Annotated in this window: 23 protein-coding genes and 1 pseudogene; 15 read left to right on the forward strand and 9 right to left on the reverse strand. The window is 58.8% G+C overall.

Annotated features, from left to right (window positions below):
- The first annotated feature begins 145 nt into the window (after positions 1-145).
- The 10 genes and pseudogenes from NUV55_RS02665 (at position 146) to NUV55_RS02710 (ending at position 8,285) form a co-directional block, all read left to right on the forward strand.
- Entirely contained in the window at positions 146-745 is a 600-nt protein-coding gene (locus NUV55_RS02665) for a Yip1 family protein (protein ID WP_367280335.1), read from the forward strand.
- Positions 746-873: 128 nt separating this feature from the next.
- Entirely contained in the window at positions 874-2,295 is a 1,422-nt protein-coding gene (gene ccoN, locus NUV55_RS02670; protein ID WP_296670152.1) for a cytochrome-c oxidase, cbb3-type subunit I, read from the forward strand.
- A gap of 10 nt (positions 2,296-2,305) precedes the next feature.
- A complete protein-coding gene (gene ccoO / locus NUV55_RS02675) occupies positions 2,306-2,920 on the forward strand; it encodes a cytochrome-c oxidase, cbb3-type subunit II (RefSeq protein WP_296670153.1) in 615 nt (204 codons plus the stop codon).
- Between the two features lies 1 nt (position 2,921).
- Positions 2,922-3,065: pseudogene (locus tag NUV55_RS13750) on the forward strand (cbb3-type cytochrome oxidase subunit 3); the annotation flags it as partial.
- A 130-nt stretch (positions 3,066-3,195) separates the two neighbouring features.
- A complete protein-coding gene (ccoP, locus tag NUV55_RS02685; RefSeq protein ID WP_296670157.1) occupies positions 3,196-4,128 on the forward strand; it encodes a cytochrome-c oxidase, cbb3-type subunit III in 933 nt (310 codons plus the stop codon).
- A gap of 2 nt (positions 4,129-4,130) precedes the next feature.
- On the forward strand, positions 4,131-5,714 hold the full coding sequence (ccoG, locus tag NUV55_RS02690) for a cytochrome c oxidase accessory protein CcoG (protein ID WP_296670158.1): 1,584 nt from the start codon (positions 4,131-4,133) through the stop codon (positions 5,712-5,714).
- A 94-nt stretch (positions 5,715-5,808) separates the two neighbouring features.
- Positions 5,809-6,324 carry a FixH family protein gene (locus tag NUV55_RS02695; RefSeq protein ID WP_296670160.1) on the forward strand — a complete coding sequence of 172 codons (516 nt, stop codon included), beginning with the start codon at positions 5,809-5,811 and terminating at the stop codon, positions 6,322-6,324.
- A gap of 335 nt (positions 6,325-6,659) precedes the next feature.
- The gene (locus NUV55_RS02700; protein WP_296670162.1) at positions 6,660-7,400 is read left to right on the forward strand and encodes a sulfite exporter TauE/SafE family protein; all 741 of its coding nucleotides are present in this window, start codon (positions 6,660-6,662) and stop codon (positions 7,398-7,400) included.
- Between the two features lie 34 nt (positions 7,401-7,434).
- Positions 7,435-7,815 carry a cyclophilin-like fold protein gene (locus NUV55_RS02705; protein ID WP_296670164.1) on the forward strand — a complete coding sequence of 127 codons (381 nt, stop codon included), beginning with the start codon at positions 7,435-7,437 and terminating at the stop codon, positions 7,813-7,815.
- Positions 7,816-7,823: 8 nt separating this feature from the next.
- The gene (locus NUV55_RS02710) at positions 7,824-8,285 is read left to right on the forward strand and encodes a hypothetical protein (RefSeq protein ID WP_296670166.1); all 462 of its coding nucleotides are present in this window, start codon (positions 7,824-7,826) and stop codon (positions 8,283-8,285) included.
- A 74-nt stretch (positions 8,286-8,359) separates the two neighbouring features.
- On the opposite strand, the gene qatD is transcribed toward NUV55_RS02710, so the two are convergent.
- From qatD to NUV55_RS02730, 5 genes are all read right to left on the reverse strand, one after another.
- Entirely contained in the window at positions 8,360-9,115 is a 756-nt protein-coding gene (qatD, locus tag NUV55_RS13755) for a Qat anti-phage system TatD family nuclease QatD (protein WP_367280326.1), read from the reverse strand.
- A complete protein-coding gene (qatC, locus tag NUV55_RS02715) occupies positions 9,112-10,383 on the reverse strand; it encodes a Qat anti-phage system QueC-like protein QatC (RefSeq protein WP_296670167.1) in 1,272 nt (423 codons plus the stop codon). Before qatC ends, qatD begins: the two co-directional genes overlap by 4 nt.
- Positions 10,380-11,228: a Qat anti-phage system associated protein QatB gene (gene qatB / locus NUV55_RS13760; protein ID WP_367280327.1), complete on the reverse strand. Its 849-nt coding sequence runs from the start codon at positions 11,226-11,228 to the stop codon at positions 10,380-10,382. Before qatB ends, qatC begins: the two co-directional genes overlap by 4 nt.
- A 3-nt stretch (positions 11,229-11,231) precedes the next feature.
- Positions 11,232-13,088, reverse strand: coding sequence for a P-loop NTPase fold protein (locus NUV55_RS02725; protein ID WP_296670170.1), 1,857 nt, complete (start codon positions 13,086-13,088; stop codon positions 11,232-11,234).
- A gap of 311 nt (positions 13,089-13,399) precedes the next feature.
- Positions 13,400-13,633, reverse strand: coding sequence for a hypothetical protein (locus NUV55_RS02730; RefSeq protein WP_296670171.1), 234 nt, complete (start codon positions 13,631-13,633; stop codon positions 13,400-13,402).
- Between the two features lie 97 nt (positions 13,634-13,730).
- On the opposite strand from NUV55_RS02730, the gene NUV55_RS02735 reads away from it, so the two are divergent.
- Together NUV55_RS02735 and NUV55_RS02740 are read left to right on the forward strand one after the other, a co-directional pair.
- Positions 13,731-14,810 (forward strand): 3-deoxy-7-phosphoheptulonate synthase, encoded by a 1,080-nt coding sequence (locus tag NUV55_RS02735; protein ID WP_296670173.1) that lies wholly within the window; start codon positions 13,731-13,733, stop codon positions 14,808-14,810.
- 17 nt (positions 14,811-14,827) lie between these two features.
- Entirely contained in the window at positions 14,828-17,110 is a 2,283-nt protein-coding gene (locus tag NUV55_RS02740; RefSeq protein ID WP_296670174.1) for a bifunctional diguanylate cyclase/phosphodiesterase, read from the forward strand.
- A gap of 111 nt (positions 17,111-17,221) precedes the next feature.
- Here the strand turns inward: NUV55_RS02740 and NUV55_RS02745 are convergent, their stop codons facing one another.
- Both NUV55_RS02745 and NUV55_RS02750 read right to left on the reverse strand, forming a co-directional pair.
- Entirely contained in the window at positions 17,222-18,220 is a 999-nt protein-coding gene (locus tag NUV55_RS02745; protein ID WP_296670176.1) for a zinc-dependent alcohol dehydrogenase family protein, read from the reverse strand.
- Between the two features lie 48 nt (positions 18,221-18,268).
- Entirely contained in the window at positions 18,269-18,868 is a 600-nt protein-coding gene (locus tag NUV55_RS02750) for a DUF924 family protein (protein ID WP_296670177.1), read from the reverse strand.
- A gap of 176 nt (positions 18,869-19,044) precedes the next feature.
- Here NUV55_RS02750 and NUV55_RS02755 point away from each other — a divergent pair, with 176 nt between their 5' ends.
- Positions 19,045-19,464, forward strand: coding sequence for a cyclic nucleotide-binding/CBS domain-containing protein (locus NUV55_RS02755; RefSeq protein ID WP_296670179.1), 420 nt, complete (start codon positions 19,045-19,047; stop codon positions 19,462-19,464).
- On the opposite strand, the gene NUV55_RS02760 is transcribed toward NUV55_RS02755, so the two are convergent.
- The gene (locus NUV55_RS02760) at positions 19,442-20,212 is read right to left on the reverse strand and encodes a ceramidase domain-containing protein (protein ID WP_296670181.1); all 771 of its coding nucleotides are present in this window, start codon (positions 20,210-20,212) and stop codon (positions 19,442-19,444) included. The two genes, NUV55_RS02755 and NUV55_RS02760, sit on opposite strands and share 23 nt — an antisense overlap.
- Before the next feature lie 106 nt (positions 20,213-20,318).
- Between NUV55_RS02760 and NUV55_RS02765 the strand changes: the two genes are divergently transcribed.
- Positions 20,319-20,594: a PilZ domain-containing protein gene (locus NUV55_RS02765; protein ID WP_296670183.1), complete on the forward strand. Its 276-nt coding sequence runs from the start codon at positions 20,319-20,321 to the stop codon at positions 20,592-20,594.
- A gap of 329 nt (positions 20,595-20,923) precedes the next feature.
- Here the strand turns inward: NUV55_RS02765 and msrA are convergent, their stop codons facing one another.
- Positions 20,924-21,499 (reverse strand): peptide-methionine (S)-S-oxide reductase MsrA, encoded by a 576-nt coding sequence (msrA, locus tag NUV55_RS02770; RefSeq protein WP_367280336.1) that lies wholly within the window; start codon positions 21,497-21,499, stop codon positions 20,924-20,926.
- Between the two features lie 352 nt (positions 21,500-21,851).
- On the opposite strand from msrA, the gene NUV55_RS02775 reads away from it, so the two are divergent.
- A complete protein-coding gene (locus NUV55_RS02775) occupies positions 21,852-22,055 on the forward strand; it encodes a cold-shock protein (protein ID WP_296670187.1) in 204 nt (67 codons plus the stop codon).
- Positions 22,056-22,071: the final 16 nt, after the last annotated feature.

Genomic DNA, 22,071 nt, shown 5'->3' on the forward strand with positions numbered 1-22,071 from the left:
CGACGGCGTTTTATTCTGGCATAAATTTTTTTGTTTAGTGGTTTACTGGGGATTGTTCCACAATGCTTGTCGTTGACGTGCACAATGGTTTGCAGGAAACTTGGCCGCGCAAACATTATTGCGCAGCGCGGGAGAGCAAAGCATGATTCTGAGTCACGTCTGGGGTTTGTTGTTCCATCCGGAAGAAGAATGGAAAACCATCCGGAAGGAAAACTGCACCATCGGCAAGTGTTATTGCTCCCACGTCCTGCTGCTCGCCGCCATTCCGCCGCTGGCCGGTTACATTGGTACCACACAAGTCGGCTGGCAGGTCACGGCCCGCGAGGTACACACCCTGACGCCCGAGAGCGCGCTGTGGATCGCGGTCCTGTCGTACATCACCATACTTGTGGCGGTGTTCACCATCGGCAAACTGATTCACTGGATGGGCCAGACTTACGGCACCAAACAGACGCTGTCCCAGTGCATTGCGCTGGCGGCCTATACCGCGACGCCGCTGTATCTCTCCGGCATCATGCTGCTGTATCCGATGCTGTGGCTGAACCTGTTGCTTGGCCTGCCAGTACTCGCGTACACCGTATACCTGCTTTACACCGGCGTGCCGATCATCATGGGCATTCCCCAGGAGCGCGGCTTTCTGTTTTCCACCGCGGTGCTGGCGGTCGGCCTGGTGGCGCTGGTGGCGGTGCTCGCCGCGACGGTCATACTCTGGGATATTGGCGCCGGCCCGGTGTTCGCCGGATAAGGTTTGACCTGCGTCAACGTGATGTCGCCTGTATTTATAGTACTTTCTGCACCGGGCCGAGCCTTCCGGTGACGCAACCACATCGTTGTATCGAGCATTAATAATTTACGCGGAATAGCGGGAGAAACATGGCCGCCCAGGATACCTACAATTACAAGGTAGTTCGGCAGTTCGCCATCATGACCGTGGTCTGGGGTATTGTCGGCATGCTGGTCGGGGTGCTGATCGCCGCGCAGATGGCATGGCCGGCACTCAACTTCGACATTCCCTGGCTCACCTTCTCACGCCTGCGCCCGCTGCACACCAACGCCGTGGTGTTCGCTTTTGGTGGCTGCGCGCTGTTCGCCACCTCCTATTACGTCGTGCAGCGCACCTCTCACGTGCGCCTGTTCAGCGACGGGCTCGCGGCTTTTACTTTCTGGGGTTGGCAGCTCGTGATTGTGTCGGCGGCCGTTACTTTGCCGCTCGGCATCACCACGACGAAAGAATACGCCGAGCTTGAATGGCCCATAGATATATTGATCACGCTGGTATGGGTCACTTATGCCGTTGTGTTCTTCGGCACCCTGATCAAGCGCCGCGTAAGCCACATCTACGTCGCCAACTGGTTCTTCGCGGCGTTCATTCTCACGATTGCTGTATTGCATGTGGTGAACAGCGCCGCGCTCCCGGTTTCCATGTGGAAATCCTATTCGGCCTACGCCGGCGTGCAGGATGCCATGGTGCAGTGGTGGTACGGCCACAATGCCGTGGGTTTCTTCCTGACGGCGGGTTTCCTCGGCATCATGTATTACTTCATTCCCAAGCAGGCCGAGCGACCGGTGTATTCGTATCGCCTGTCGGTGGTGCACTTCTGGGCGCTGGCGTTCACCTATATCTGGGCCGGACCGCATCATCTGCACTACACCGCGCTGCCGGACTGGACCCAGTCGGTGGGCATGGTGTTCTCGCTGATCCTGCTGGCGCCTTCCTGGGGCGGCATGATCAACGGCATCATGACGCTGTCGGGCGCGTGGCAGAAGCTGCGCACCGATCCCATCCTGAAATTCCTGGTCGTGTCGGTGTCGTTCTACGGCATGTCCACCTTCGAAGGCCCGATGATGTCCATCAAAACCGTGAACGCGCTGTCGCATTACACCGACTGGACCATTGGCCACGTGCACTCCGGCGCGCTCGGGTGGGTGGCCATGATTTCGATCGGTGCCATGTATTTTCTCATTCCACGCCTGTTCGGCCGGCAGATCCACAGCGTTAAACTCATCGAGACGCACTTCTGGATTTCCACCATCGGGATAGTTCTGTATATCTCGGCCATGTGGATCGCGGGCGTGATGCAGGGGCTCATGTGGCGCGCGGTCAACGCCGACGGCACGCTGACCTACAGTTTCGTGGAATCGGTGCAGGCGATGCATCCGTTCTATATTGTGCGCACTCTCGGCGGTGTGTTCTTCCTGACCGGCATGCTAATCATGGCGTACAACCTGTGGAAGACGATCAAAGGGGCTAAGCCCGTTGATGCGTTTATTCCGGCCCCGGCGGCGGCGCACTGAGGGAACGACCATGGCATCCGGACATGACAAAGTTGAAAAAAACGTCGGCCTGCTGATCGTCCTGACGGTGCTGGTGATCTCGGTGGGCGGACTGGTGGAAATCCTGCCGCTGTTTTTCCAGAAGTCCATGACCGAAGCGGTGGCGGGCCTGAAGCCCTACTCGGCGCTGGAACTGGAAGGCCGCGACATTTATATCCGTGAATCCTGCATGGTGTGTCATTCCCAGATGATCCGCCCGTTCCGCGCCGAGACTGAACGCTACGGTCATTACTCGGTGGCCGGCGAATTTGTTTACGACCGCCCGTTCCAGTGGGGCAGCAAGCGCACCGGCCCGGACCTGCATCGTGTCGGCGGGCGCTATTCAGACGAGTGGCACCGCGTGCACCTGATCAATCCGCGCGACGTGGTGCCGGAATCGATCATGCCGGGTTATCCGTGGCTGGCGAAGAACAAGCTCGATCCGTCGTTGATCCAGAAGAAGATGCGGGTGTTGCGCACGCTCGGGCACCCGTACACGGACGAAGACATCAAGAATGCCCCCGGAGAACTGGAAGGCAAGACCGAAATGGACGCGCTGATTGCCCACCTCCAGAACTTGGGCACGACCATCAAGGCACGGAGATGACATGAGCCAGGTGATGTTTCATTCGATCTGGACGGTGCTGCTGCTGATCCTGTTTGTCGGCATTATCGTTTGGGCCTTCAGTTCGCGGCGCAAGCGCGCGTTCGACGAGGCCGCACGACTGCCCTTAGAAGATGAAGATACTCACTTACTCCCCCCCTCCCAGAGATTACCAACGCGTGCGTCAGCACGCTTCGGCTCGCCCCCTTCTCCCTCCGGGAGAAGGGGTGGGGATGAGGGCGGGAGTAGACGGGGCACGAGGTCAGTGGAAAAAAAACATGTCTGACTTCACGAGCGCTTTTTGGAGCTGGTTCATCATCATCCCGGTGGTCGGCGGCATCATCGCCATGTTCTGGCTCAATCGCTGGATGTCCGGCGGACCGCGCCCGAAAGACGATGAAAAACCCAAGTCTCATGGCCACACGTGGGATGAAGATCTGCAAGAGCTGAACAACCCGCTGCCCAAGTGGTGGCTGAACCTGTTCTACATCACGCTGGTTTTCGGTATCGGCTATCTGGTGCTTTATCCGGGCCTCGGTACCTTTGGCGGCATTCTCGGCTGGACGCAGAAAGGCCAATACGAAGGCGAGATTACCGCCGCCGACAAGGCCTTCAATCCGCTGTACGAGAAATATCTCAAAGAAGATCTCAAGTTGCTCGCCGCCAATCGTGAAGCGATCAAAACGGGCGAACGCCTGTATGTGAACTATTGCACCGGTTGTCACGGCTCGGATGCCGGTGGCGCTTCGGGTTATCCCAGCCTGCGTGACGAGGACTGGCTGTACGGTGGCGATCCGCAAATGATCAAGGTCTCGATCATGAACGGCCGCACCGGCGCGATGCCGCCGTGGGGCGCGGTGCTGGGACCGGAAGGCACGGCCAATGTCGCCGAATACGTGCTGCAACTGAGTGGCCGCAGCGTGAATGACACCGTGGCCGAAACCGGCAAGGAAAAATTCAAGCAGCTGTGCGTGGCCTGCCATGACGCGGACGGCAAGGGTAATCAGGCGCTGGGCGCGCCCAACCTGACCGACAACATCTGGCTCTACGGCGGCTCGAAGCAGAAGATCATGGAGAGTATCGACAAGGGCCGCTCCGGCCGCATGCCGGCGCATGCCGAATTCCTCGGCGAGGCCAAGGTGCATCTGCTCGCCGCCTACATCTACAGCCTGTCACATCCCGTCGCGGGGGGCAGCACGGAGAAACATTGAACATGAAACCGCCAGCCGATTCATCGGGGCGGGAGGAGAAAGAAAAGAGCGGTGCAGAAGAAAAAAAGCGCATACCCTCTTTAGTCGAATCGCAGGAAGAGGTGGCGCGCCTCGCTGCGGAAAAAAAATCACGCGCCGCTGAAACACCGCGCAAGCCCCGCGCCGTCCCGAACCGCATCATCCCCATCGCCGAGGTGGACGCGGTTCAGGAAGGACTGTACGCCAAGCGCCAGCGCGTCTATTCCCGCGAGGTCCACGGTTACTTCGCCACGCTGCGCGTGGCCATGGTCGGCCTCACGCTCGGCCTCTATTATTTTCTGCCGTGGTTCAACTGGGGCGAGGGACGGCAGGCGTTCCTGATCGACCTGCCGAACCGCAAGTTCCACCTGTTCGCCTGGACCTTCTGGCCGCAGGACCTGTTCTTCCTCACCGCCATCCTCGTCATCTCCGCGCTGTCGCTGTTCCTGTTCACCGCCATCGCCGGGCGCGTGTGGTGCGGCTTCACCTGTCCGCAGACGGTGTGGACCGAGGTGTTCCTGTGGATCGAGCGCCAGATCGAGGGCGACCGCCCGAAGCAGCTGAAGCTCGCGAACCTCCCCTGGAACCATCGCGACAAGCTGGTGAAGAAAGGCAGCAAGCACTTCGTCTGGATCGTGTTTTCCCTGTGGACCGGTTTCACCTTCGTCGGTTATGTCACGCCCATCCGCGAACTGGCGCTGTCGTTCACGCAGTTCGCGCTTGGGCCGTGGGAGCTCTTCTGGATTCTGTTCTACGGTGGCGCCACCTACGGCAACGCCGGCTGGCTGCGCGAGCAGGTGTGCCTGTACATGTGCCCGTACGCGCGTTTTCAGGGCGCCATGTTCGACCGCAACACGCTGATCATCTCCTATGATCCCGCGCGTGGCGACCCGCGTGGTGCGCGCCAGCGCGGGGTGGAGCCGAAAGTTCAGGGGCTCGGCGACTGCATCGATTGCACCCTGTGCGTGCAGGTCTGCCCCACCGGCATTGACATTCGCGACGGGCTCCAGGTCGGTTGCATTGCCTGCGCCGCGTGCGTCGACGTGTGCGACACCGTGATGGACAAGATGGGCTATCCCAAGGGGCTCATCCGCTATACCAGCGAAAACGCGCTCGAAGGCAAGCCGGTCAAGCTGCTGCGCCCGCGCGTGCTGATTTACACTGGATTACTGGCAGCGATTGTCGCGGCGTTGGTAATTGCCGTATTGTTGCGCGTGCCACTCCAGCTCGACGTGCTGCGCGACCGCAACGCGCTGTTTCGTGAGACCTTCGATGGTTTGATCGAGAATACCTATACACTCAAGGTCATGAACATGGATAACGGACCGCATCGCTATGTGCTCAACGCGTATGGTATCGAAGACTTGCAACTGCGCACGGACCGCCCCGAGATCACGGCGGCGGCGGGCGAGGTGGTGGAAGTGCCGGTGCGCTTGCAGGCCAATCGCGCCAATCTGAAGCAACGCAGTACGCCGGTTTACATCCGTTTGCAGGCTGTTGATACCGACGGCCTTGCCACCGAGCAGACCGCGCGCTTCCTCGGTCCAGCCGGCGAGCGAAGTCAATAAAAGTAGTCTCAAAAATATTACCCTCTCCCCTTGCGGGAGAGGGTGGGGGAGAGGGGGAATCTTATTGTGAAATTACATTTTTGGAATGACTTCTATGCACGGGAAAAAGGACAAAGAACAGAGCATCCGCTGGTACCGCGAACCCTTCGTATGGCTGTTGATCGCGTTGCCGCTGACGGCCGTAATCGCGAGTTTCATCACCTTGGGCCTGGCCATCAGATCTGACGACGGTGTGGTGGAGGATGACTATTACCGCCGCGGCAAGGAGATCAACCTGGTGCTGGCGCGCGATCAGGCCGCGGCGACCCGCGGCCTGCAAGGCCGCGTCGAGCTCGACGACGCAAAAAATCAAATGCAGCTCCGGCTCACCGTGCGCGAACGCAGCGCGATCCCGGACAACGTCGAGCTTAAATTTCTGCATGCCACGCGTTCCGGCATCGATCGTGTGCTGATTCTCGCGCGCCAGTCCGGTGGCCTGTATCAGGCGCCGCTGCCGGAGTTGGCGCAAGGCCACTGGAACGTGCAGCTCGCGGCGCAGGACTGGCGCCTGGTCGGGTCGCTGTTCGTGCCCGGCGCACGCGGTTTCGATTTGCGCCCGTCGCTTCCTTAAAAGAAAAAATTAAACAGGATTAACAGGATTTTTTGAGTTCTATTGGTTAAGTGGGTGAAGAAGCTCGGCAGGAAAAAAATAAAATCCCCCCTCCCTTGACGGGAGGGGGCGAGGGGGAGGGTGAACATCAACACTAAAGCAGCAAGTGGATTCGGAATTTGCAGCATGTCTAAACTGACACCCCCACCCCAACCCTCCCCCGTCGAGGGGGAGGGAGTATCTTGCGTTGGCCCGTCGATCTGGGTGACTGCTTGCTCATTTTTCGACAGAGGTAATTTTTATTTTTCAAAATCTTTAATCCTGTAAATCCTGTTAATCCTGTCTATTCATCTTCTATGCCTACGGAAATCACCCTCGTCTCGGCGTTCCTCGTGGGCCTGCTCGGTTCGGTGCATTGCCTCGGCATGTGCGGCGGCATCGTCGGCGCGCTCACGCTAGGACTGCACGAAGACATCCGCCGTTCCCCCGCGCGCCTGTTTCCCTATCTCCTCGCCTACAACACCGGCCGCATCGCCAGCTACGCCGTCGCCGGCGCGCTGGTGGGCTTCCTGAGCGCGCAGATATTGCACATCGCGCCCCCGGCGCAGGCGCGCCTCGCCGCGAAAATCATCACCGGCGGATTCATGATCGCGCTCGGTCTGTATCTCGCCGGCTGGTGGCCCGGTTTGTCAGCGCTCGAGCGCCTCGGCGGCAAACTCTGGGTGCGCATCGAGCCTTTCGGCCGGCGCTTCCTGCCGGTGAATCACCCAGCCAAAGCGCTCGCGCTCGGGCTGGTGTGGGGCTGGTTGCCCTGCGGTCTGGTTTATTCGGCGCTGGCCTTGTCGCTGGCCACGGGTAACGCCGCCCGCGGCGCCTTGCTCATGCTGGCCTTCGGCCTCGGCACGTTGCCCATGCTGTTCGCCATGGGCGCCACCGCGCGTTGGCTGGGGAATGTGGTGCGTCTCGTCTGGGTGCGCCGCGTGGCGGGTATTTTGATACTGCTCTTTGGCGTGTATACACTGGCGGCGACGGGTGGGCACGCCGGCCATGGTGGCGAGCAGGCCAGCCACAGCAGAAGCAATAATTATGAGAACTGAATATGATTTTTCGAAAGGCAAGCGAGGCGCCCTTATGACATTGCGCCAAATCAAAATGACCATCGGTTCCGTGGTGCTCGAAGCCGAGCTGCTGGACACGCCCACGGCGGAAGCCATCTGGAACGCGCTTCCGTTCACCTCCAAGGCCAGCACCTGGGGCGAGGAGGTTTATTTCTCGACGCCGGTGCACGTGAAACGCGAGGCCGATGCCCGCGACGTGGTACAGCCCGGCGAGCTCGCCTTCTGGATTGAGGGCGACTCCATCGCCATTGGTTTCGGCCGCACGCCGATCTCGCAGGGCAATGAAATCCGCCTCGCCGCTAAAACAAACATCTGGGGCAAGGCCAAGGGCGATGTGAAGCAGCTCAAGTCAGTGAAGTCGGGCGCGGCGATTAAGGTGGAGAAGGTCGGTTAGGCAACAACATGCAGCCAATCGATATTCTGAGAGAAGATTTCGCGCAAACCGTCGAGTTCATCGACAAGTGCGACGATCACATCTTCAAGATCAAGAACTGGGCCCTTCTCACTTCGTCCGCGGTTATCGCCTTCTCGTTCTCTCAAGACCATGACTTCATCGCACTTGCGAACCTAGCATTGCTATTCGCCTTCATATACTTGGAGCTGATATACAAATCATTCCAGGACACAGCAATCCAACACACCACTGATATTTCTCAACGGATAGACAAGCACTTAGCAGATCCATCGGCTGCAGAACTGTTGGTCGGCTATAACCATAGCTACGGACGCAAGCTTCAGTACCCATCCGTGTGTCGAGTATTCTCCATTCTCGGCAATCGCAATCGCCGGCACATCCTCAACTTCTATGGCCTACTTGCCTTGTTCTCAGTCGGCGCTTTGGGGGTGGCAAGATTTGTTGCCTAATAGGAACAATTGGGGCCAGATCATTGTTTTCGCAATATAAGCGACTATTGCGATTTGACCCTGGTTTTTAGGCCCTAGTCTGCAGACGTGGGCGCGGTTTCACTGGGTGCGACCAATCGACGGAGGTTTGCGTTCAGCGTACTGTTGACTATTTCTTCGCGACATCCCCACAACTTTGCAAGCTCTCGCTCGGCATCTTTCGCATTCCAAGGCATAAGTGGTCCACTGCTAGTTTTGGCGAAAGGTCCATCGGTTTCCGTGAGCAGTCGTTCCCGTGGCATTGCCGCTGCCAAGCGACTTCCGCGTTCAGACTGGAGCATTGCTGGGCCGACACTAAACCAGCAACCGAGCTGAATTGCGCGTTTGAGCTCCTTCAGCGAGCCAGAGAACCAGTGCAACACCGGCGTACCGCAGTTCGGATACTTCTCAATGGCATCCAAAACTTCACGTGACGCACGCCGAGAGTGGAGGCTGATAATGCGTCCCCCGTGAACTGTACAGGCGCTGAGCGCTTTTTCGAGAATCTTTTGTTGAAGCCCAAAGGATGCGGCGCAACTCTCGGAGCCGTCCAGCCCGATTTCACCTATATAAGGCGTCTCTGGTACGAGCGAGCATAACAGATCGATCTCAGCGTGCCGCTCAGCCACGACTTGCGGATGCAGTCCTAGTGCGACTCGCACGCGAGGAGCGTCGCCCACTAGACGGCGGGTGCCGCTCCAGGCGAGTGGCGTCGTCGTCACCGCTAGAACATAGACTTTCTCGCGTACAACGCGGGCGAGAACAGAATCAGGGTGCGGATATAGATCCAGGTGGCAGTGGAAATCGATCATTTGACCTTCGCAGCGGCGAGGAACGCCGCAAGCTCCTCGAGCCCCCTCTTTGCCACGTCTCGGTACTTGGACACATCGCCCAACTGTGCTGAGTTAAGCGAGCTCGCTGTCCAGCGCTCGATACCCTTGCGTCGTACGTACTCGACCGCCATCGCCGCCGCCCGCACGTCGTCGAAGGCACGATAGTCAGAACCGCGGCGCGAGAGGTCCTTGTACTTGTAGTCAGTTGGGTCAGCACCATTCCAGCGATGAAAAGCGGCCCGTCGAATCAGGCAGGGCACGCACCGGCCACAATGTGTGTTAATACGCGCAGACCGGCCGCAACTCATGGTGCTACCGGCGAGCTTCTTAAGAAGCTTCTGGTCATTGCATTCCGCCAGCATCTGACCCTTGGTCTTGAACTGGTATGGATTCAACAGCTTGACATCCAGTCCAGTGGCAACGAGCAGCGATTGAACCCGGGCGATAAAAGCGGGATGCGTAGTGCGGGTGCTTAGGCTTCCGAGCCGCATCGGCGTCAGTGGTACGTTCAGGCTGATGAAGCCGTTTTCAGGGACGATTAAGGTCGTTTTCCCCGATACCTTATAATTTTTGAGCGCTGTGGCTGCGAGAACGCCATACGCGAGAAAGACAAAAGATCGTGCGCGCTGCGAAGTCTCGGACTCACCCAGAGTTCTGACATAGTGATTGAGTTGAAGGTGATGGCCGTCGCCGCAGATCTGGCGGGCGAAGTAGGTCTGATTCGCCTTATCGCCCTTCGAGACTTGGCTGACGAGCAGCGGCAGTTCCTTCTGAGCAACAAGGTCGATCGCGCCGACGAGACTGTCCATTCCACCAGAGAGGAGACAGGCCACCGTTTCATCCCGCAACTTCGCATGCTTTGGAGGTTTCGGGCTGATGCCGCCTTCAGTGAAGAAAACCTCCCAGATGTCGCCCGTTAGGAAGCACAGGGCGGATTCGAGAGCATGCGCCTGCTGACTCCAGAACTTGGGGTCGGAAACGGCAACGGAAAGTTCGATATGCCGCGTCCATCCATCGGGGCTTGTTTTCCGCAGGCAGCCATGGTCGGCAGCGACGATACCAAGAGCTATGGAGAGAAGGTCCCACGCACGCTGCGCGGGCACAAGCTGCATCCGGTTGATCGTCTGTAGCAACGAATGTCCGATCGAGCCGTCGGAGTGCTTGTCAGGAACATCGAACAACAACACGTTCAGATCGGCCTTCTTCGGCGCATCCCAAGAGTCACGCGGTGCACAGTAAACCTTCATGACACGTAGTCCTCGAAGACGCGAAACGTCTCTTCGATTACGACATTCGCGATCGATGCTGCGGCGCTGCGAGTTAATCTCCGCCCGCTGTCACGCGCCGACCGGAATTGGGCGGCTACGCATTCACGCACATATTCCTTCATATCCTCTATACGACTGACGGCTGCCGCCGCATCCGGCGCCTTGTCCTGGATGTGCAGACCGATATCAAGCTCGATCCGGCGGCATAGGTCGTAGGCGACATACCGCTCGATCACTAGCTCGATCTGCTCAGGGGTGAGGAGGATGAGGTCCACGTCCGGAACTTGTTCGACCAAGTCCGAAAGCGCTTGCGCGATGGCGTCCCGGCTCGCTTCGGCATCGAGCGTGCCGTCCGGGGGCCGGATCGCCTCAGCGATGGCATCGCCAATTTCCTTAGCGTTGCGTCCGGCGAGGCTTGCCGCATCGATTCCGATCTCGGGCGGAAGCGCCTCGCCCCTGCTCAGCGCTTCCAAGACGCCGTGCAGCCGGCCTACCGTGCGGCTGGTCCCTGCCATGCGCGCGGCCGCGCGCCGTGAACCGCCGAGGCCTTTGCTGGTGTAAGCCTTGAGGCCGGAGCGCAGATCGTCCCGCGAGCCGTTCTTGGCGTAGTGACCTAACCGTAGTCGAGCACCTAAGAATCGCCTGGTAGGCGCGAGGCCTGGCTTCGGCTGCAGTCGTGGTCGTTCCGGTGACGCCGGTTCTGGATTCGGCGGTGGGCCATCGGGCGACGCATCTGGCCGCGGCGCAGGCGGCACCGGCGGGACCCAAGGTGGAATCAGGGGCGCCCCGCCCGGCGAACCTCCGCTGGAGGTCGAAGTCCCCATGCGCTACTTCATTGCACCAACGCTGGCGTCGATTGCACGTCTGACCGTTTTGTCGATGCTAGGCTCGGTCTTCCAGTGGGCAAAGACGCTGGCGGCCCAGGATTTGTCGCGCAGCAGTGGCACAATGCTCGCCTTCAGTTGCTGCGCTGGCAACTCTCGCAGGAAAGCGGAGAGGGACCGGCTGAGGTCGGGTTCGGCCTCGACTAGGGTGAGACAGGCATACAGAATAGGCGGCGTGCCCCATTCTGTTGCTTGCTTGGCGCGTACCAGCAGCCGCTCCATCATGATTTCCAGTTCCGCCCTATTGCACTGTTTGAGCTTCGGCACCAATTGGCTTGCAACACTGGATCGTATCTCAAGCAGAGCACGAAGAAGGTCTGCAGCGTTGGAAGAGAGTTGATCGGCCGCAGTGATAATCGGCATGTGCTCGCGGCTGACATAGACTACTGGACGCAGGTCAATCTCCGAAAAAAGCGGAGCTAACCCGAGCCAGCTTTTGTTGAACGCGTTATTCCACTCGGCCGGCAATTCAGGCTCCTGCCCCTTGGACACCGCCTCCTCCCACGGTTTCAGGAAGACCGGCTTCCCATCTGCGCTTTCGTTGACCTCTTTCACCAGTCTCGCGTATGTTTCGGCGCTTCCGCAGCGCTCGAACAACAACATCTTGGCCAACGCCGCCTCGTCCACGCTGACACCCTGCGAGCGAGCGATCGCTAGCCGAATCGACAGCGTGTTCAGAAACCGCTTGATCAGCCTGGGGTTGCCCGCAATTTGGCGGGCCGTAGTCATAATGTGTGCCAGGCGGTCGGCCAAGGCAAGCTGCCGATCCAGATCGGCGGGCGCATCCTTCAGCAGCGACGCAATAAAAGCGTGGTCCACGCGCTTTCCCTGCCAAGTCTCACCTAGTTGCTTGCATACGCTCTGACGCAGGGCGTCCTTTTGCTCCTGTTGGAGCGTACTGTTCTCAATGAAAAGCATCAGCAGGTAGGCACGCACATCTTGCGTACCGAGTGGGGGTACGCGGATCGGAACTTGGATCAGCTTGTCGAAATAGTTTGTGACCAGCTCGTCATCAAGATTCACGCCTTTGAAGTGGGCACGCACGGACTCGCGGATCATCTTGTCGTCGGCCGCAATAATGAACGCGGTGCGATCGAGGAAGAGAAACAACCGCATGGCCTCGAGAGTGGCGATAGCAGTCTGCGGCAGGCATCTGTCCAAGTCATCCACAAACACCACAAGAGTGACGTCCATCTCGGCAAGCGTTGCCGCGAAGTGATCCCGAAGGTGCTGGATCTCCTTCGGAGGCGTATCTACCTTCTTGGGTTTCAAAAGACCACCCGCGGCGGTGGCAGCCTTCTTACCGACCGCTTCGGCGTCTTCGATATCTTTTGCCGTGATATCGCCGTCGGCGAGCCCACTGGCGGCGCGCCAAGCTGCGCCAGCAATGCCAATCGGGGGCAGCCCAAGTGCAATAGCTGCAATCGAACCCGTGGACAGCGCGGCAGCACGTAGCCAGTTAACGCGCTCGAGTAGCGCGGTCGCTTTGTCCACCGCTGTCGAGGTTTTCTTGGCTCGTTCGAGGAGCCTGTGCACGATCACTTCGACCAGCGCAGCGCGCGCATCGTCATATCCCTGATACAGCCAGGCGTTGAATTGGACGAAGAGAAACTTCTCGCTGGAGCGTTCTCTGAGGGCCGCTTCGACCAGCCGGATCATCGAAGACTTGCCCACCCCCCATCCGCCGGTTATACCGATTGAAATGGGTTTGCCGGCTGCTTGGACCACGATCTCTGCTGCGGTGTCTGCAACGGCTCGGAAATTCAGGAAATCGCGGTTGGTTTCGTTATCCGACCACATTTGTTATTGCCAGTATTCTTTCCCTAGAACATAACGCGCCCATGTGTCTTGGGGGCAGTATAACGGGTATTTTACAAAATCAGCGCATCTCTCGGCGGACATGCGCGGTCGTGGCAACCTGCATTGCTGACTCAATGTGGCTCCCTATAATAAGGAATCAAAGGGGCCAGGCTCAATTATTTCTGTATAGGTGACGGGGTAAATCACAGTTTCCGCCGATATTGACCAGAAACTGTGATCCCCCGATTTAGGCTCACTCTTGCCGGTCTGTCAGCGACAGCCGTATCTCATGCCACCTTCCGCTTCGGCTGCTACGCCTCCGCCTTGAACTGATCGTTCAGCGGCACGCGCGCGATGTGGTCCACGTAGTTGTTGAACGTCTTCATGCCCACGCCGAGCAGCACCTCGATGACCTGTGCCTTGGTGTAGCCCGCGTTGAGGAACGTCGCGAGGTCGGCCTGCGCCACGAAACCGCGCTGGATGATCTGAAAAAATCGCTGCTGTATAAGGCTTTCGCGGGGGAGTTGTGACGCGGCTTGACACATAACTTGACTTATACTTGACACAAAAATTGAGGTCAGATCACAGTTTCCGCTAATATAAGCGGCTATTGTAATCTGACTCCCGTTCCAGAAATTTCCCATGGCCAAAGACCCGGTTAACAACCTCAACGTCCTCTCGCAGGACCTGCTGCCGACGCCGCAGCAGGTGAAGAACGCGCTGCCGCTGACCGACAAGGCGCAGGCGACGGTGTTGCAGGGGCGCGAGACGGTGCGGCGCATCCTCGACCGCGAGGACCCGCGCCTGTTCGTGGTCATCGGTCCCTGTTCGATCCATGACATCAAGGCGGCCCATGAATACGCCGAGCGCCTGAAGCGGCTGGCGGAGGAAGTGAAGGACTCGCTCTATCTCATCATGCGCGTGTATTTCGAGAAGCCGCGCACCACCGTTGGCTGGAAGGGCCTGATCAACGATCCGTTCATGGACGATTCCTTCCATATCGAGAAGGGTCTGCACATGGCGCGCGAGCTGCTGCTGCATCTGGCGGAGATGGGCCTGCCGGCCGCGACCGAGGCGCTCGACCCGATCACGCCGCAATATCTTTCCGACCTGATCACCTGGACCGCCATCGGCGCGCGCACCACGGAATCACAGACGCACCGCGAGATGGCGAGCGGGCTGTCCACGCCGCTCGGCTTCAAGAACGGCACCGACGGCGGTCTCACGGTCGCCATCAACGCGCTGCACTCGTCCGCGAGTGGGCATAACTTCCTCGGCATCAACCAGGAGGGCCAGTGCGCCGTGTTCCGCACCCGCGGCAACCGCTACGGCCATATCGTGTTGCGCGGCGGCAACGGGCGCCCGAACTACGATTCAGTCTCCATCGCGCTGGCCGAGAAGGAACTGGCCAAGGCCAAACTGCCGGTCAACATCGCCGTGGACTGCTCGCACGGCAATTCCAACAAGGACCCGGCGCTGCAGCCGCTGGTGGCGGAGAACTGCGTCAACCAGATTGTCGAGGGCAACCGCTCGATCGTGGCGCTGATGCTGGAAAGCCACCTGCACGAAGGCCACCAGCCGATCCCGGCCGACCTGAAGCAATTGAAATACGGCGTGTCCGTGACCGACCCCTGCATCGGTTGGGACACCACGGAAAAGCTGTTGCGCTCCGCGCGCGAAAAACTGAAGCCGGTATTATCCACGCGCAAAGCTCCGGGCTGAGTTAGAGTTACGCCTGAATGGATTTCAGGCTGGGGATCAAAAACCGGATATTTGGCGCCTACGTGCTGGTACTGGCACTCGGGGCGATGCTGGCGTTCCTGGTTTACACCGACAGCCAGCACGTCGCCGATACCTCCCGCGGGCTGACCGGAACCGCCGTCCCGCAATTGAGCGCCATCAATACGCTCAAGCTCGACCTGCTGACGCAGGAATCGGTGCTGTATCGCTACTACGTCGATCACGACCGCCAGCGCTTCCTCGCAGACTATGCGCGCATGGATAACGTGTGCGCTACCGGTTTCGTCAATATCGCCGAGGCGCTGGGCCAGCATGCACTGCTGCAATCGGTGCAGAATGACTACTCCCGGCTCAGCCAGATCGGTCGCGACCTCGATCAGGCATTGAATAAAAAGCCGCGCAACATGAATCGCGCCGAGAAGTTGCTGGCCGAGGCCGGCGCGATTGTGAACCGGATTCACCGCGAGCTTGATGAACTGGCCGCGAACGTTGCCGCGCGCGTGCAACAGGGTGGCGCGCGCGCCGAAGCCACCGTGGAGACCATGCAGAACCGCGTGATCCTGTTCGCCGGTGCCATTTTCATTATTTCCCTGTTTGTCGGCTATTACCTCATCTCCTTTCTCAACGAGCAGACCGAGCGCCGCCGGCTCGCCATGTTCCCGGAGCGCAACCCGAATCCGGTGTTGCAGTTGTCGCCCGACGGGGCCGTGCTCTACGCCAACCCGAGCGCGAAGGATTTGCTGAAAAAGATCGACGTCGAAAAAAGCGATGTGCATGAACTGCTTCCGCGCGATATCAGCCAGCGGCTGTCGGCGCTGCGCGCCAAACCCATGACCCACGAGACCTGTGAGTACCTGGCCGCCGGCAGACACTGGCTCGAATGCGGCATCCATTGGATCCCCGATCTGGAAAGATTCCACGTCTACGTGGCCGACATCACAGAGCGCAAGCAGGCGCAGGAGCGCCTGATCCACCAGGCCTATCACGACGCGAACACCAAACTGCCCAACCGGCTGATGTTCGAGGAGGAATTCGAACGCCGCGTATACGCCAACGACCGTGCTGGCATGCGTGCCGCGCTGTTGCTGATGGGCGTTGACCGCTTTCGCGTGGTGATTGAAAGCATGGGCCATGACATTGGCGATTTGCTGCTGCAGGCGGTGGCGGCGCGTCTCAAGCATTTGCTCGGGGAGGTGCGCGGGCAGGTGCGTGAATCGACGCTGTACCGCATGGAGGGCGACCGTTTCGCCATCCTGGTGCCGGGCTTTGCCACCAACCAGAACCCGGTGTGGTTGGGAGAGCAGATCCTCGAGGAAATGCAACAGCCGTTCCATGCCCTCGGCCGCGAGTATCACCTGAGCCTCAGCATCGGTATCAGCGTATATCCATTGGACGGCCAGGACGCGGAGACGTTGCTGCGCAACGCCGAAGCCGCAATGCAGCGTGCCAAGCGCCAGGGTGGTGAGAGGCTCGAATGTTACACGCGCGACATGAACGAACGCGCTGCCGAGTGGCTGGCGCTCGAAAACGAGTTGCGCCATGCCGAGGAGCACGACGAGCTGCGCTTGTATTATCAGCCGCAGGTCGATATCGCGAGCGGCCGGGTCATCGGCGCGGAGGCACTGCTGCGCTGGGAGCATCCAAAACTTGGCCTGCTTATGCCATCGCAGTTTCTGGCCTTGTCCGAGGAATCCGAACTCGTGGTGTCACTCGGCGAGTGGGTGCTGTACACGGCCTGCGCGCAGGCCGCCGCCGCGAGCACGCCCGCGACGCAGGCGCTCACCGTGTCGGTCAATATCCCGGCGCGCCAGTTTGCCCAGCCGGACCTGGCGAAACGCGTGGCCGCGGTCCTGCAAGAGGCTGGCTTGCCGCCGTCGCGGCTCGAGCTCGAAATCACGGAAGGCGTGGCCATGCAGGACATCGCGCGCACCATCGCGATACTGACGGAACTGAAAAAGCTTGGTGTGAAGTTCGCGGTAGACGATTTCGGCACCGGGTTTTCGTCGCTGAGTTATCTCAAGCGCTTTCCGCTCGACAAGCTCAAGATCGATCAGTCGTTCGTGCACGGATTGCCGGCCGATGAGCACGACGCCGCCATTACCCGCGCCGTGATAGCGCTGGGGCAGAGCCTGAAGCTCAAGGTCATCGCCGAGGGCGTGGAAACCCTTGAGCAGCTCGCGTTGCTGCGCGATCAGGGGTGCGACGAATACCAGGGGAATTTTTTCAGCAAACCGGTGCCGGCCCAGGATTTTTCCAAATTGCTCGCACGCGCCAACACCTGATTTATATGATTGTTTACCGCGGAGTACGCAGAGGAAAATTCTGAAAGTTAATTGGGAAAACTCTGCGATCTCTGCGCCCTCTGCGGTGAAAACTCATATTCAGAAGTTTTTCTAGTCCACGGTCAGGACGACCTTGCCTTTGGTTTTCCCGGAGGCGACCAACGCATGGGCCTCGGCGGCGTGTTCGAGCGGGAAGGTTTTATCGACGTGGATGCGCAGCTCGCGTGCCTCGAACAGCTCGGTGCACTGGCGCAGGATCCCGCCCTGGTGCGACATGGCCTCGGGCAGGTCGAAGAACACCGGGATCAGCATCAGCTCGAAACTCACACGCTGGTTGCGCACGCGCGGCACGCTCCAGTCCATCTCCGGCCCGGGCGCCAGCAGCGTGACGACATCGCCGTAATAGCGCACCGCGGAAAAAGTCTGCGCCAGCGTCTTGCCGCCGACGGTGTCGAAGGCAATGTCCACGCCCTGGCCGCCGGTCCAGTCGAGCACGGCCTCGACGAAATCCTTTTCCCTGTAGTTGATGGTGTGATTCGCGCCGAACGAGCGCGCGAACTCGGCCTTCTCGGTTGACCCGACGGTGGTACACACTTCCGCGCCGGCGATGCGCGCCAGCTGGATGGCAACGTGGCCGACGCCGCCGGCGCCGGCGTGCACCAGGACCTTGCTCCAGGATTGTATTCCGGTGCGGTCGTGCAGTGCTTCCCACGCCGTGATCAATACCAGTGGTGCCGCCGCGGCATCGGTGAAGCTCATGCGCTTGGGTTTCTTCGCCGCCAGCCGGTAATCCACCAGCGCCGCTTCGGCGTAACTCCCGGGCCGGTCACGCACCGGGCCCTGGGAGTAATACACCTCGTCCCCGGGCTCGAAGCCGGTGACGGCCGAGCCCACGACCTGCACGACACCCGCTCCGTCGCAACCGAGCACCGGTGCGATCGGCCCCGGATAGGCCTTGGGATTGGCGCGCATCTTGGTGTCCACCGGGTTCACGCCGGCGGCTTTCACGCGCACCAGCATGTCGGTGTTGCGCGTGAGTTTCGGTTCCGGGAGGTCCTGAAGTTGCAGCACCTCCGGCCCGCCCGGAGATTTCATGACGATGGCTTTCATGGCAGGAATAATGACCCTGGCTTGATGCGTTGTCTACCCAGTCGCATATCAGAACGACGACCCCGGCCCTTTCAGAAATTCGAGTTCCTCCGGTGTGGATTCTCGGCCGAGGATGGCGTTGCGATGCGGGAAGCGCCCGAAGCGGTCGATAATCGCCTTGTGTTTATGGGCAAAATCCAAATAAAACTGAAAAGACGATTTCAGGGCCGGCGCGACTTCCCCGGGTAACGACGTGAAAAGTTGCACACTCAGCTCCTGATCCTGACGATCCTCGGAGTGCTCGAACGGAAGACAGGCAAAAACCTTTTCCACCGGCCGCAGGCGTTTATCCAAGCCATGGTTGAACATGGCGCGTGCTAGCTGCTTTGCCCGTCCATCGAAAGCGAAGGACTTTGCCGTATCCCGGTACATGTTGCGCGGGAACTGGTCGCACAACAGTATCCGCGCCAATTGTCCGCGCGGGTCGTCGCCCCAGGATTCAAGTTCATCGCGTACTTCCGCTTCAAGTGTGGCCTCGAAGCGCTGGCGGATTTCTGCGTCCACGCGCGGATTTTTCTTCCACCATAACGCTGATTGATCACGAATGACCTCAGCTTCGTCGGCTGACGCGCCAAACCAATAGCCCAAAATCGATTCGATGCTTTGCATGCCTGAAAATAAAGAACAATCTCGCCGATAATGTACCACTCCGGTCGGGTATCCGGGCGATATCATCTGATTACCATGGCTTGTGCGTATAATTTAATCTGAAACTGTCGTCTTCTGTCGATGTAGCTTTGCCGTCTCCTCGTCCTTTTTTTAATTCGCGAAAGGGGGTTCTTGTCATGGCAACGATCAGCGAAAAGGTGGAACGCCAGGTAGTGCTGCTGGATGAAAGCAAGACCGCCTGGGATGCCGCGGTGCTCATGATCGACAAGCACATCGGATCGGTGGTGGTGACGCGCAACTCCCAGGTCGTCGGCCTTTTCACCGAGCGTGACCTGATACGCCAGGTTATACGGGAGCGTCGCAATCCGGAGCAAGTCACGATCAAGGAAGTCATGCGCACCAAGGTGCCAATGGTGGTGCCGGATGAGAGCGGCGAAAAATGCATCGAACTCATGAAGCAGCACAAGTGCCGGCATCTCCTGGTGTTCGACGTGGATGCCTTCGTCGGGATTATTTCACTGCGCGACCTGCTGGTGCTGTTGCTGGAGGAGAAGGAGGAGCTGATCCGCCAGCTCACGAAGTACGTGACGACCTGACGGCAGGTGCCACCGGCGGGGAGCCTGGGGCGCGCCGTCGCAGCATCCAATAAACAACGAACAGCGCTATCGCCGCCAGCAGATGTTTCAGTGAATGCCCGCTGATGATGTTTCCGGTCAGTTCGAACACAGCGCGGTCAAAATGCTCGGCCAGTTTCGCGAGCACGTAAATCGCGAGCGCCATGAGCAGATAGCCGCGATCTTTCTGCGTCTCGCCAAACAGGAGCAATATTACCGGGATCATGAGCAGGGGCAGGAATTGCACCAGCACATACAGCCGCAGATCGTCGGTGTAGTGCCAATACACCACGCTGGCCAGCCCAAGGACGATAGCGGGCGCCAGCAGATATTTTTCCAGCCGCGGATTTACGTATTCAACAAGCACCGCCACCAGCAGCCCCATGAAGCCGATGCTCATGGGCAGACGGTCCCACACCAGCGTGTTGTTGTCCGGCGCCAGATGATAATAGCCGGACCCGAAGCAAACCAGCATGACACCGGTAAAGCACGCTATCCATGCCCGCCGCGCGACCAATTTTAAGTTTCCGGCGTACAGGATGATCCCGGCGATTCCGACAGCGAGGAATGCGAGGTTGCTCGTAATGTTGAGAAAATTGGGGATGCCGAGTAGGCCGCGACGATCGGCAAAGTCGTGGTATGTTGGATCTTGCGCAATGGATGGTAGTAAAAAAATACCGGTGGCCACGAATGCGGCCAACAGGAAAATAATTACTAAAGTTTGACGCACGGAACTAATGGCTTGTATCCCGTTTAATTTTAATGATTTGTCACTGGCAAATCGGTCAAAGCCTGATAAGGTTAACCGATAATGCATCAATAATGTTGGGGGTGTTTTGGAAAAGCGCCAGCAAGAACGTCAGGAAGTTTCGCTTTCCGTTGAAGTACTCGATCCACCGCATCTCGGCAAGGTCGAACTCCGTACCCGCGACCTGAGCAAGAAGGGTGCATTCATCATGGTGAGACCGGAAAAGTGCCTGCCCGTGGGGCGGGTGGTGTCACTGCGCATGTCCGGCATTTTGTGGGGCGAGGAGTCATCTACCATCTCGGCCCGGGTCGTGCGCGTCACCGAGGAAGGCATGGCTCTGCAGTTTCTCGACTTCGATTTCTAGGGGCCGGTATCCCGGCCCGCCTTGGTTCTTCTTGCCCCAGAGTTCCTCGATGTGCTGATCGCGCCCACAGGATCAGGACGTAACGAATTATTCAATCTCAGTTGAGAACCTTGTAGCTCCGGTTGCGCAGGCAGTTTTTAATCACGAGTTGTCGCTCCTGCCGGGTGGCGGCGGCGCCCGGCACACGGAGTAGTAGCGATGAGACTCACGAGAATAAAGACATATCCGATTCCTTTCACGGCGGTTTCCCTTTTGGATGATCTTTGTATTGAATGTAGGCCAAAGGTCGCACGGATTCCAGAAACAGGTGGCGATTAACTATTCAGGCATCAGCCCTTCTTGCCCCAGAGCTGTTCGAGGCGTTGATCGCGCCCGCAGGAGTAACGATAGTATTTATATCGTAGTGGATTCTTCTGGTAGTAGTCCTGATGATAATCCTCGGCCGCGTAAAAGGTTGCGGCCGGGCGGATCGCGGTGACGATTGTCTTTCCAAGTTTCTTTTCAATCGCGACTTTCGACTGTTCCGCGATTTTTTGCTGTTCCTCGTTCTGGTAGAAGATCGCGGTCGTGTAAGTGTTGCCGCGGTCGCAGAACTGCCCGCCCTTGTCGAGCGGATCGACGTTGTGCCAGAACACCTCCAGGAGTTTCTCGTAACTGACCTGCTTCGGGTCATAGGCGATCTGTACCGCCTCGATATGCCCGGTATCGCCAGCCGAAACCTGCTCATAGGTCGGACTCGGCTTCTGCCCACCGGTGTAACCCGAGATGGTCGCCACCACCCCCGGCAGCTTGTCGTACGGCGGTTCCATGCACCAGAAGCACCCGCCAGCGAACACCGCCGTGGCCGTCGCTGTTTTGCCCTTCATCGGCTCCGCCGCTGTCGCCACCAGTGCTGCGCCCAGCATCAGCCCGGCCAGCACTGTCATGAATCCAGATAGGTACCTGTGCATCGAAAGCCCCTTATTATTGATCAGTTCGAGGCTTTATGACCGGTCTTCAGGTTAATGGTTGCGGGGAAGGATATTTCCAAGGGTTAATCAGGCATGTTTCGGGCTGAAAGAAATGGGCCACCCACCCCTTGGCGGCTCGATTAATAGTTGTGGCTATTCACCCCCGCTTCTGTATAGTGCCCGAGTTGCAGTACAGTTCTTGCAGACAGTTCGGTAGTTCCTCCCAGTTTCTTCGGCAGTTACTCCCGCAAACGCTTTCAGGAATGAACTGCAAAACATCGCAATTCAACTAACAAGAGGTATTTTCGTGAATACAGGAACAGTAAAGTGGTTCAACGACGCCAAAGGCTTCGGTTTCATTACTCCGTCCGATGGCAGCAAGGATGTCTTCGTGCATCACTCCGCCGTCCAGGGTTCGGGCTTCAAAAGCCTGACCGAAGGTCAGCAGGTGAAATATGAACTGCAGGATGGCCCGAAAGGTCCGTCGGCAGCAAACGTTCAGCCGGCTTAACGCCAGGTACTGCGAA

Origin of the sequence: Sulfuricaulis sp. (assembly GCF_024653915.1) — a bacterium.
Classification (GTDB): Bacteria; Pseudomonadota; Gammaproteobacteria; order Acidiferrobacterales; family Sulfurifustaceae; genus Sulfuricaulis.